This is a genomic window from Streptomyces sp. NPDC054863 (assembly GCF_053610825.1).
The window spans coordinates 1-10578 of sequence record NZ_JBSGZD010000278.1; the positions used below are offsets into that span (position 1 = coordinate 1).

A 10578-nucleotide genomic window follows, 5' to 3' on the forward strand; every position below is an offset into this window, starting at 1 on the left:
CCCCCTCACCGCCCCTTCGGCGGCAGCTTCACCACCGTGACGAAGAAGTCGTCGATCTGCCGGACCGCGGCGATGAACTGATCCAGATCCACCGGCTTCGTCACATACGCATTGGCATGCAGCTTGTAGCTGCGCAGAATGTCCTCCTCCGCCGCGGAAGTGGTCAGCACCACCACCGGGATGTGCGAGAGCTCCTCGTCCTTCTTGATCCGCTCCAGCACCTGCCGCCCGTCGTACTTCGGCAGGTTCAGGTCCAGCAGGATCAGGTCCGGCCGCACCGCGTCCGTGTGCGCCCCTTCCCGGTAGAGGAAGTCGAAGGCCTCCTGGCCGTCCCGCACCACGTGCAGCCTGTTGCGGATCTTGTTGTCGGCGAAGGCCTCCCGGGTCATCAGCTCGTCGCCCGGGTCGTCCTCGACGAGGAGCACCTCGATGGGGGTGTCGGGGACCTCGTGGGTGTCGGGGGTGTTCATGTACGCGCTCCTGTGGACTCGATCGGTGCGGTGGCGGAAGACGGCCCGGTCCGCACCGGCAGGCTGAAGCAGACCCTGGCCCCCTCGGACACTCCTTCGGTGTCGAGCCGGATGGTGCCCCCGTAGTACTCGACGATCTTGCGGCAGAGCGCAAGACCGATCCCCGTGCCCGCGTACTCCTCCCGCGAGTGCAGCCGCTGGAAGAGGACGAAGACCTTCTCGGTGAACTCGGGCGCCACACCTATCCCGTTGTCGGTGACACGGAACCGCCATTCCTCCCCGGCCCGTTCGCAGCCCACCACGATCCGCACCGGCGTCCGCTCCGGGTGCCGGAACTTGATCGCGTTGCCGATCAGGTTCTGCCACAGCATGGTGAGGCTGGTGGGGTCGCCGACCACCACAGGCAGCGGCCCCTCCGGCAGTGCGACGACCGCGCCCGACTCCTCGACCGCCGTCGCGAGGTTGCCGAGCGCCCTGGCCAGTGCGTCGCCCATGTCGACCGGGACCGGGTCGGCGTCCAGCCTGCCCACCCGCGAGAACGTCAGCAGGTCGTTGATCAGGATCTGCATCCGCTTCGCGCCGTCGACGGCGAAGGCGATGTACTGCTTGCCCCGGTCGTCGACCACGTCCCCGTACCGCTTCTCCAGCAACTGGCAGAACGACGCCACCTTGCGCAGCGGCTCCTGGAGGTCGTGCGAGGCGACGTACGCGAACTGTTCCAGCTCGGCGTTGGAGCGCCGCAGTTCCTGTGCCTGCTCGTCGAGGCCGGCGGTCTGTGCGGCGAGCTGCGCCTCCCGCGCCCTGGCCTGGGCGAGTTCGCCCGCGATGCGCCGCCGCATGGAGTCCACGGACGCGCCCACCGCCCGTACGTCCTCGGGGCCCGGCACGTCGATGCGCCGGTCGAAGTCGCCGCCCGCGACCTGGTCGGCCGCCGCGCGCAGGGCGGCCATCGGGCGCAGGACCATGCGGTTGAGCAGCAGGGAGAGGAGCACCCCGGTGACGGCTATCACGGCGAGCATGCCGAGGAACGCCCAGTCGCGCAGGGTGCGCAGGCTCGCCACGTCGGCGCGGGCGGCGATGCGCGCCTCGTCGAGGTGGCGTTCCTGGACGCGCAGCAGTGCGCGCAGTTCGTCGAAGGACCGCTTGCTGTCCTCGATGCGCGACTGTACGGACACGACGCCCGCCCCGTCCCTGATCGCGGCGATCAGCGGCACCGCCTGCTCCCTGCGCCACCGCGCCGCCTTGTCCCGCACCGCCACGAGGTCGCTCCCGAACCGCCCTTCGGTGCCCAGGAGCCGGGCGGTGGCGGCGAGGTGGCGCTGCTCCTCGCGCACTCCCGCCTCGTAGGGTTCGAGGAACGCCTCGTTGCCGCTGAGGGCGAAGCCCCGTACGCCGGTCTCCTGGTCGACGAGGGACCGCTGGAGCAGCAGCGTCGCGGAGCGGCCGGGCTGGATGTGGTCGACGAGGTCGGTGTTGCGGTCACCGGTGCGGTCGAGCAGGAAGGCTCCGACGCCCGCGCAGAGCACCAGCAGCACGGCCATGGACAGCAGGACGAACCGGATCCAGCCCCGCACGGACAGCCGCTCGAAGCGGAGCCGCGCACAGCGGCGGCGCCCCGGTCCCGGAAGCCTTCCCAGGCGGCGCCCGGGGCGCGGTCGTTCGGAGCCCGAGGGCCCGGGGCGCGGTGCGCGGGCCACCTCAGTCGCTCCCCCAGGCGAGGTGCAGCACCGCTATGTCGTCGGAGAGCCCGCCGTGCGGTGCGGCTGCGGCGGTCGCCGCCTGGACGAGTGTCTGGACGAACTCCCCCGCGGGCAGGGCCTCGTACTTCTTCGCGAGCCGCAGCAGCCCGTTCTCGCCGAGCCGGGTGCGGGGTCCGGTCAGCCCCTCGAAGAGCCCGTCGGTGAAGGCGACGACGCCCGTGCCGGGCTCCAGCGGAAGGTCGGTCTCCGGCCAGGTTCCGGTGCCGGGCGCGATGCCGAGCGCCATGCCGCCGGGCGGGTCGTACCAGGTGGTGCCGGCGGGGCCCCGCAGCAGCAGCCCAGGATGCCCGGCCCGCACCACGCGCACCGATCGCCGGTCGGCGGGGAAGACGAGGCTCGTCAGGGTGGCGAAGACCTGCTGGGCCGACCTCTCCGCCGCCATGATCTCTTCGAGGAGCCGGAGCTGGGCGGGCCCGGTGCAGCCGCTGAGCACCGCCGCCCGCCACGCCACCCGCAGGCACACGCCGAGCGCCGCCTCGGTCGCCCCGTGCCCGGACACGTCGCCGATCACCGCGTGGACGGTCCCGTCGGCGGTCTGCACCACGTCGTAGAAGTCCCCGCTGAGCAGGCCCTGTTCGCGCCCCGGGTCGTACCGCGCGTCCACCTCGAAACCGGTGGACCGCATCAACGGCACGGGCAGCAGCCCCAGTTCGAGCCGGGCGTTCTCCTCGGCGCGCAGCCGGCCCGCGTGCAGCGCCGCCGAAGCCTGCTCGACCTGCTTGCGCTGCACGGCGTACCGCACGGCCCTGCTGAGGGTCTCGGCGTCGAGGCGCCCCTTCACCAGGTAGTCCTGCGCACCCTCCGCCACGGCGGTCTGACCGGCCTCGCCCTCGACGAGACCGGTCAGTACGACGATCGCCGCGTCCGGGTGCGCGGCAAGCACCTGACGTACCGCATCCAGCCCCCGTACGTCCGGCAGGTGCAGATCCAGCAGCACGCACACCGGTCCGCCGTGCCCGCCGAGGAACTTGCGCGCCTCGCCCAGGGAGGTGCACCAGTGGACCTCGGCCCTCAGGTCGCTGTCCGCCAGTATCTCCGTGAACAGCAGTGCGTCGCCGGAATCGTCCTCGACCAGCAGCAGTACCGCGTCGAGGTCCCTCGTCCCGGCTTCCGTACCGGACACCACGAGTCGCTCCGCCACCGCTCAGACCCCCGCCCCGGGGAGCCGGTCCGCCCGGCCTGCTCACGCTCCCCTGGGCGAAATGATACTGCCGGGGCCCGAGGCATCAGCCCTGTTCGGGAACGTGCGGAAGCGCCGAATTGCCGTCGCCCTGCTGCTCGTTGGGGACCGCTCCGCCGAACCGCCGGTCACGCTGGGCGTAGGTGTAGCAGGCGTCCCACAGATTGCGGCGGTCGAAGTCCGGCCACAGCACGTCCTGGAAGACCATTTCGGCGTAGGCGCTCTGCCACAGCAGGTAGTTGGAGGTGCGCTGCTCGCCGCTGGGCCGCAGGAAGAGGTCCACGTCCGGCATGTCCGGGTAGTACATGTACTTGGCGAAGGTCTTCTCGTTGACCTTCGACGGGTCGAGCTTCCCGGCGGCGACGTCGCGCGCGATGGCCTGGGCGGCGTCGGCGATCTCCGCCCGCCCGCCGTAGTTGACGCAGAAGTACAGGGTCATCGCGTCGTTGTCGACGGTCTGCTCCTGAGCGACCTGCAGCTCCTGGACGACCGACTTCCACATCTTCGGCATCCGCCCGACCCAGCGGATCCGGATCCCGAGCTCGTTCATCTCGTCACGGCGGCGGCGGATGACGTCCCGGTTGAAGTTCATCAGGAAGCGCACCTCGTCGGGGGTCCGCTTCCAGTTCTCGGTCGAGAAGGCGTACAGCGAAAGGTTCTTCACCCCCATCTCGATGCACCCCTTCAGCACATCGAGCACCACACCCTCGCCCACCTTGTGGCCCTCGGTGCGCGGCAGCCCGCGCTCCTTGGCCCACCGGCCGTTCCCGTCCATGACGATCGCCACGTGTTCCGGGACCAGCTCGCCGGGGATCTTCGGAGGCCGCGCACCGGACGGGTGCGGCTCGGGAATCTTGTACTCGCGCCGGCCCAGTCCCAGAATCCCGCGTCGTGCCATGGCTCGTGCTCTCCCTGCTGTGCTGACGTCTTCATGTAGTTCTGTACGGCTTTACTTGGCCTTCTCCACGTACCGCAACGAGCGCAGCCCACGCTCCAGGTGCCAGTGCAGATACGCCGACACCAGCCCGCTGCCCTCACGGGCGTGCCTCGGCTCGCACGCGTCGGCCGCCGCCCAGTCCCCCGTGAGCAGCGCGCTCAGCAGCGCGACGGCCTCCGCAGAGGGTACGACGCTGCCGGGCACCCGGCAGTCACCGCATATGACACCGCCCGCCGCGACGGAGAACAGCCGGTTCGGCCCGTCGATCCCGCACTTCGCGCAGTCGCCGAAGCTGGGCGCGTACCCGTTGACGGCCAGCGACCGCAGCAGGAAGGCGTCCAGGATCAGATTCGGCGCGTGCTCGGCGCGGGACAGCGTCCGCAGGCCGCCGACCAGCAGCAGGTACTGCTGCACGGCGGGCTCGCCCTCGTGGTCGGTGAACCGTTCCGCCGTCTCCAGCATGGCCGTCCCGGCGCAGTACCGGGCGTAGTCCGTCACGATCCCGCTGCCGTACGGAGCGATGATCTCGCCCTGTGTGCACAGCGGCAGTCCGCGCCCGACCAGCTCGCTGCCGCGCGCGAAGAACTGCACGTCCACGTGGCTGAACGGCTCCAGCCTGGCCCCGAACTTCGACTTCGTCCGCCGCACGCCGCGCGCGACGGCGCGGACGCGGCCGTGATTGCGGGTGAGCAGCGTGATGATGCGGTCCGCCTCGCCCAGCTTCTGGGTGCGCAGGACGATGCCGTCGTCACGGAACAGACTCATGGGTTCCATTGTCCCGTACGGGGAGGAGGGCCGGGTCGCCCCCGGCCTCCCCTCCCCTTCCCCTGCGGGACGGATCTTCCCTGCGGGACGGACCTTCCGTACGGAACGGAGTCAGTGCAGCTCGCCGCGGCTACGGGCGTTCACGTACGCCGTCGCCGCGCTGAGGCGTTCGGAGGCGGTGGCCGTGCGGACCTCGCTCCGGTCGCAGTTCCACTCCCTCCCCCCGACCACCGGGGCCAGCCGGAGCAGCCGGCCCACCCCGGCGACGACGCGGCCGACCCGCCCGGTGGTGAGATCCACCACGTACCCGCCGAGGGGCGGTGGCTTCACCGCTCCCCGCTCCCGCCGGCTCTCTCCGGAGCCGCGCGCAATTCCTTCACAATTCCCTCCGCCTGTTCGACGCATTCCGCAGAGTGGTGCGGGCTTCCCAGCATCGCCATCACTTCCCGCCCCGAACGGATTTCACGTTTCGCCTCACGGGCGCGGGGCGGGGTGGCTAGTCTCGAAATGAGGTCTGCGCACGACATCTGTGGGCGCGGACGTCGATCCGTGGCCGCAGGGGGACGTCCTCAGCCGTGGTCGACGACTTCCTCCCGGGACTTGACCTCGCCCTCGTTGAGGATCAGGAAGTCGCGGCCCTCGTCGGTCATGAACTTCAGGAATCCGGGCTCGGCCTCCAGTACGTAACCCACCAGCGGCTGCGCCTGCCCCGACACCTCGACCCGCTCCAGCGGCATCCACGGGGTGCGCACCACGGCCGCGCTGACGAGCAGGCCGAGCATCGCCACGCCGACGACCAGGCCGACCACATGACGGCCCGCCCAGCGCGACGCCGCGCCCACCTGCCCGTGGTGGCGTCGGGCAAGGGCGCCGATGCCGAACATCACCGCCATGACGAACAGGGACACCAGCGGCAGCCACCACGCGCGAAAGCTCATCACGTACGCCGTCACCCCGGCGACCACGATCGCCAGCAGGACGAGTCCGGCGACGTCCGGGCCGCCGGGGGCCCGGGCATCCTGCGGCAGCCGCTCCGTACCGCCCCGCCGGACGCGCAGCGCGAGGAGGAACCCTCCCACCACCCGGAAGAGGAAGGCGGGCAGCAGCACCGCGAGCAGCACGGCCGCCACCACCGGATCGGCCATCACCGTGCCGAGGATGATCCCGATGCTGTCGTCGAGGTCGATCGTGTGCAGCACGGCGAACGCCGTGTGCCACTGATAGCCGGACACCGCGAAAAGGCGCAGCAGCAGGAAGAGGAACGCGCCCGTGGTGAGCGTCAGCCCACTGCTCCACCCCCGCCCGCGCTCCTCCTCACGCTCTCCCTCCGCCGCTTCGCTCTCCTTGTGCACCATGCGAACAACCTGGCACAAGGTCGGCTGCCGTGCCCGCTCCGCGCGTCAGGAAGGCGTCCGCGCCGCCGCCAGCAGCCGCGCCGTGTCGTCCGCGCACAGGTGCAGCGCCGCCCCGACCGTCACCAGCACCTCGCGCTCGGCGGGGCTGTACGGCCCGTCGGCGAGGGCGATGCGGGCGCCCTGGAACAGGATCGACTCGCGGCCCGCGGGGGCGAGGTGCGGGGCGAGGGGGCCGAGCGCCTCGTGGAGCTCGATGGCGAGAGTGGCGCTGTACGGGCAGTCCGCAGCCGCCGCGTCCGCCGCACCGGCCGCCGCGCCGTCCGGCAGGAACCGCCCCGTGTCGGCGGCCAGCGCCTCGACGAGATGCGTGAGCTTCTCCTCCGTACAGTCCTCGAACCCGGCGGAGCGGACCGCGGCCACCGCGGTGCTCGTGACCGAACGGGAGGACGTGCCGCCAGCGGCGAGGACGGCGAGGGCGACCGTGTGGACGGCGTCGCGGAGCATCGCGGAGAAGCGGACCGAGGTGGGGTGGTCCAGGGAGTCGGCCCCGAACTGCCCCTCGCAGGAGGCGCATTGGACGACCGGCCCGACCGCGCCGCGTGCGGAGAGGGGGACCCCGAGGACGGTGAGGCGCCGACGGCCCGTGCGGTGGGCGTAGTTGCGGTCACCGCCGCAGCCGGGGCAGAAGAACTCGCCGTCGCCGACGGTGGTCCAGGTGGTGCGCACGCCCCACGGGCTGCGCCACACGCTGCCCCACGGGCTGGACGATCGGCCTCGCACTGGCAGCACCGCGCACCTCCGTAACGCTTCGGCATCTTTGCCGGGGTTGGACGTGATGTTAGCCACATCGGGGAGGCGGCGTCAGCACCCCGGGGAAAGACGGAGGTCCCGCCCACCGCTGCCGGTGGGCGGGACCTCGCGGGCCGCGGGGGAAACGCTCAGGTCAGCGCGTTGCCCGGTTCACGGCGGAGACAACGGCCTTCAGGGAGGCCCGAGTCGTGTTCGGGTCGATGCCGATGCCCCACAGGACCTTCCCGTCGATGGCGCACTCGATGTACGAGGCGGCCTGCGCGGAGGCGCCCTCGCTCATCGTGTGCTCCTGGTAGTCCAGCAGTCGGGCGTCGACGCCGACCGCGGCCAGCGCTTCGAAGAAGGCGGAGATCGGGCCGTTGCCGACGCCCGTCAGCACCGTGTCCACGCCGTCGACGACCGCCTCGACGGTCAGGGTGTCGCGGCCGTCGGTGTCCGTCGTGGTCTGGCCCGAGCGGACCTGGATGCGGCCCCAGGGGTTCTCGGCGTTCGGCAGGTACTCGTCCTGGAAGGCGCCCCAGATGGCCTTCGGGGTGACCTCGCCGCCCTCGGCGTCCGTCTTCTGCTGGATGATCTTCGAGAACTCGATCTGCATGCGGCGCGGCAGGTCCAGCTTGTGGTCGTTCTTCAGGACGTACGCGATGCCGCCCTTGCCGGACTGCGAGTTGACCCGGATCACGGCCTCGTAGGAGCGGCCGACGTCCTTCGGGTCGATCGGCAGGTACGGCACCGCCCACTCGATCTCGTCGACGGTCCTGCCCTGCTTCGCCGCGTCCGCCTCCATGGCGTCGAAGCCCTTCTTGATGGCGTCCTGGTGGGAGCCGGAGAAGGCGGTGTAGACCAGGTCGCCCGCGTAGGGGTGGCGCGGGTGGACCTCCATCTGGTTGCAGTACTCGCTGGTGCGGCGGATCTCGTCGATCTGCGAGAAGTCGATCTGCGGGTCGACGCCCTGCGAGAAGAGGTTCATGCCCAGGGTGACCAGGTCGACGTTGCCGGTGCGCTCGCCCTGGCCGAAGAGGCAGCCCTCGATGCGGTCGGCCCCCGCCATGATCGCCAGCTCGGCCGCCGCCACCGCGGTGCCGCGGTCGTTGTGCGGGTGCACCGACAGGCAGACGTGGCCACGGCGGGTCAGGTTGCGGGACATCCACTCGAAGCGGTCCGCGTGGGTCGAGGGCGTCGAACGCTCCACCGTGGCGGGCAGGTTGAGGATGATCTCGCGGCCCTCCTCCGGACCCCACACGTCGCACACCGCCTCGCAGACCTCCAGGGCGAAGTCCAGTTCGGTGTCGGTGAAGATCTCCGGGCTGTACTGGTAACCGAAGATCGTCTCGGGGCCGAGGATCTTCTCCGCGTACTCCATGACCAGCCGGGTGCCGTCCACGGCGATCTGCTTGACCTGCTCCTTCGTACCGCGGAAGACCACGCGGCGGAAGGTCGGGGCGGTCGCGTTGTACAGGTGCACGGTCGCGCGGTGGGCGCCGCGCAGGGACTCCACGGTGCGCTCGATCAGCTCTTCGCGGGCCTGGGTGAGGACGGAGATCGTCACGTCCTCGGGGATCGCGCCGTCCTCGATGATGGAGCGTACGAAGTTGAAGTCGGTCTCGCCCGACGACGGGAAGCCGACCTCGATCTCCTTGTAGCCCATCCGCACCAGCAGGTCGAACATCTCGCGCTTGCGGGCCGGGCTCATGGGGTCGATCAGGGCCTGGTTGCCGTCCCGCAGGTCCGTGGAGAGCCAGCGCGGGGCCTGGGTGATGCGGGCCTCGGGCCAGGTCCTGTCGGGGATCTCGACCGCGTCGTAGCCCGCGTACTTGTGGACCGGCATCCCGGAGGGCCGCTGGAAGTGCGAGGCGTTGGTGACGGGGGTGGGGCTGCCGACGGACTGCTGATCGGCCTGCTGGGGGGTCATGGCGTAGGGCTCCTCGGGCTCTCCTGCAAGGGGACGGCCGACTTGTCTGCGCAGCACCAGATCCCGCGGGGAGGGGGTCGGCCTACGACTACAGGCCCTCGCCGCGGCAGCTAAGGAGAAGCAGCCCGAAACGCATGATGTGCCGCAGCCTAACCGAGGGACGGCGGGGGCGCCGGTCCCGTATCAGTATGCAAGACCCGACAACTGTACCCGTCGCTCCCCGCTGTCAGCCAAACAGTGATCCTTCACTCGATGCATTGAAATATGGCGTAAATCATGGTCGCAGGTAGTGACAGCGGCATGACCCGGTGCCACATTGCTCGCCATGGAAGCCATCCACCCCGTCTTCTGCACCATCGTGCCGCCCCACGTCCTCGACAAGCTCGCACGGGCCGAGGACCCCGCGCTCGCCGGACCCGCCCGCCGCACCCTCGAAGCGGACGCCGCGCAGCGCACCCACCGCCGGCTGACCACGGTCCTGGGCGCACCGTCCCTCGCCCCCGCGCCGGGGGCCGCGGACAACAAGATCCACCGCACCCTCCACGACGCCCAGGGCAAGCGCGAGCTGCCCGGCCGTGTCGTACGGAAGGAGGGCGACAAGCCCACGAAGGACGCCACCGTCAACCGGGCGTACGCCGGCCTCGGCGCCACCTTCGACCTGCTCCTGAAGGCCTTCGAGCGCAACTCCATCGACGGCAACGGCCTGCCGCTGCTGGCCACCGTCCACTTCGACCGGAACTACGGGAACGCGTTCTGGGACGGCGAGCAGATGGTGTTCGGCGACGGTGACGGGGAGCTGTTCCTCGACTTCACGATTCCCGTCGACGTCATGGCCCACGAGCTGGCGCACGGCCTGACCCAGTACACGGCGAACTTCACGTACTTCGGCCAGCCGGGCGCGCTCAACGAGTCGGTGTCGGACGTCATCGGCTCGCTCGTGAAGCAGTACGTCAACGACCAGACGGCGGGCGAGGCCGACTGGCTGATCGGCGCCGGACTGCTCGCCGAGCGCGTCTCCGGGGTCGCGCTGCGCTCGATGAAGGCTCCGGGCACGGCGTACGACGACGACGTCCTGGGCAAGGACCCGCAGCCCGCGACGATGGACGACTTCGTCACCACCGGCCGCGACAACGGCGGCGTGCACATCAACTCGGGCATCCCCAACCACGCGTTCTACCTGTTCGCCGACGCGCTCGGCGGCAAGGCGTGGGAGCGGGCCGGGCAGGTCTGGTACGACACCCTGACCGCCGGGACGCTCACCGTCGTCCCCACCTTCGCGGAGTTCGCGCAGGCGACGGTGGCGGCGACGCACCAGCGGTACGGCGACGGCGAGGAGCGCCACGCGCTGCTGAAGGCGTGGGAGCAGGTGGGCGTACCCACGCAGCCGAAGGC

10 protein-coding genes are annotated in these 10578 nt (G+C 70.8%); 1 reads left to right on the forward strand and 9 read right to left on the reverse strand.

The window, feature by feature from the left end:
* Positions 1-5 precede the first annotated feature (5 nt).
* The 9 genes from ACWGIG_RS31775 to leuA all read right to left on the reverse strand — a co-directional run bounded on the left by ACWGIG_RS31775 (position 6) and on the right by leuA (position 9186).
* Positions 6-470 carry a response regulator gene (locus ACWGIG_RS31775; protein ID WP_453325151.1) on the reverse strand — a complete coding sequence of 155 codons (465 nt, stop codon included), beginning with the start codon at positions 468-470 and terminating at the stop codon, positions 6-8.
* Positions 467-2167 (reverse strand): sensor histidine kinase, encoded by a 1701-nt coding sequence (locus tag ACWGIG_RS31780; RefSeq protein ID WP_453325152.1) that lies wholly within the window; start codon positions 2165-2167, stop codon positions 467-469. The genes ACWGIG_RS31775 and ACWGIG_RS31780 overlap by 4 nt, the downstream gene beginning before the upstream one ends.
* A 1-nt stretch (position 2168) precedes the next feature.
* Entirely contained in the window at positions 2169-3371 is a 1203-nt protein-coding gene (locus ACWGIG_RS31785) for a PP2C family protein-serine/threonine phosphatase (RefSeq protein ID WP_453325153.1), read from the reverse strand.
* An 85-nt stretch (positions 3372-3456) separates the two neighbouring features.
* Positions 3457-4308: an isoprenyl transferase gene (locus tag ACWGIG_RS31790; RefSeq protein WP_453325154.1), complete on the reverse strand. Its 852-nt coding sequence runs from the start codon at positions 4306-4308 to the stop codon at positions 3457-3459.
* Positions 4309-4359: 51 nt separating this feature from the next.
* A complete protein-coding gene (recO, locus tag ACWGIG_RS31795) occupies positions 4360-5112 on the reverse strand; it encodes a DNA repair protein RecO (RefSeq protein WP_453325155.1) in 753 nt (250 codons plus the stop codon).
* 111 nt (positions 5113-5223) lie between these two features.
* Positions 5224-5442 (reverse strand): hypothetical protein, encoded by a 219-nt coding sequence (locus tag ACWGIG_RS31800; RefSeq protein ID WP_453325156.1) that lies wholly within the window; start codon positions 5440-5442, stop codon positions 5224-5226.
* A 239-nt stretch (positions 5443-5681) separates the two neighbouring features.
* On the reverse strand, positions 5682-6467 hold the full coding sequence (locus ACWGIG_RS31805; protein WP_453325157.1) for a hypothetical protein: 786 nt from the start codon (positions 6465-6467) through the stop codon (positions 5682-5684).
* Positions 6468-6512: 45 nt separating this feature from the next.
* Entirely contained in the window at positions 6513-7256 is a 744-nt protein-coding gene (locus ACWGIG_RS31810; RefSeq protein ID WP_453325158.1) for a TerB family tellurite resistance protein, read from the reverse strand.
* A 154-nt stretch (positions 7257-7410) separates the two neighbouring features.
* Positions 7411-9186, reverse strand: a complete 1776-nt coding sequence (gene leuA, locus ACWGIG_RS31815) for a 2-isopropylmalate synthase (RefSeq protein ID WP_453325159.1) — start codon at positions 9184-9186, stop codon at positions 7411-7413.
* A 325-nt stretch (positions 9187-9511) separates the two neighbouring features.
* Here leuA and ACWGIG_RS31820 point away from each other — a divergent pair.
* A partial coding sequence (locus ACWGIG_RS31820; RefSeq protein ID WP_453325160.1) for a M4 family metallopeptidase occupies positions 9512-10578 on the forward strand: 1067 nt, incomplete at its 3' end.

Excerpts from the sequence above, each read along its gene's own strand:
- ACWGIG_RS31805 (WP_453325157.1), bottom strand. The coding sequence starts at position 6,467 with ATGGTGCACAAGGAGAGCGAAGCGGCGGAGGGAGAGCGTGAGGAGGAG.
- recO (WP_453325155.1), bottom strand. The coding sequence starts at position 5,112 with ATGAGTCTGTTCCGTGACGACGGCATCGTCCTGCGCACCCAGAAGCTG.
- ACWGIG_RS31775 (WP_453325151.1), bottom strand. The coding sequence starts at position 470 with ATGAACACCCCCGACACCCACGAGGTCCCCGACACCCCCATCGAGGTG.
- leuA (WP_453325159.1), bottom strand. The coding sequence starts at position 9,186 with ATGACCCCCCAGCAGGCCGATCAGCAGTCCGTCGGCAGCCCCACCCCC.
- ACWGIG_RS31790 (WP_453325154.1), bottom strand. The coding sequence starts at position 4,308 with ATGGCACGACGCGGGATTCTGGGACTGGGCCGGCGCGAGTACAAGATT.